The following is a 408-nucleotide window of genomic DNA, read 5'->3' as shown; positions in this document are numbered from 1 at the left end:
TGTCGATAGCACTGGCCTAAAAGTTTATGGTAATGGCGAATGGCATACCCGAAAACACCGAGCCAGCAAGCGTCGAACTTGGCGTAAATTGCATTTGGCTATAGATGCAGCCAGTCATGACATTGTCAGTGCAGAGCTATCAATGGTGAATGTATCGGATGGTGAGGTGTTAGGTGATTTACTGCGGCCACTACGCCGAAATGTTGACAGAGTAACCGGTGATGGTGCTTATGATACGCGTGATTGCTATGATGAAATTACGTCTAAAGGTGCCGTAGCTCGGATCCCCCCAAGGGAAAATGCTCAATATTGGGAGAAAGGTCATCCGAGAAACAGCGCCATAATATTAATGCATCAATTTGGTTTAAAACACTGGAAGGAAAAGTCTGGTTATCATGAGCGTTCGCT

General features: G+C 45.6%; 1 protein-coding gene. It reads left to right on the top strand.

Features of this window, described 5'->3' with window-relative positions; all coding sequences use genetic code 11:
* A partial coding sequence (locus tag N477_RS21605) for an IS5 family transposase (protein ID WP_155731991.1) occupies nt 1-408 on the top strand: 408 nt, incomplete at both ends.

This window comes from Pseudoalteromonas luteoviolacea H33-S (genome assembly GCF_001625695.1).
Lineage (GTDB): Bacteria > Pseudomonadota > Gammaproteobacteria > Enterobacterales > Alteromonadaceae > Pseudoalteromonas > Pseudoalteromonas luteoviolacea_B.
Note: the sequence above shows the minus strand (reverse complement) of the source record. Positions and strands in the feature narration are given on the sequence as shown.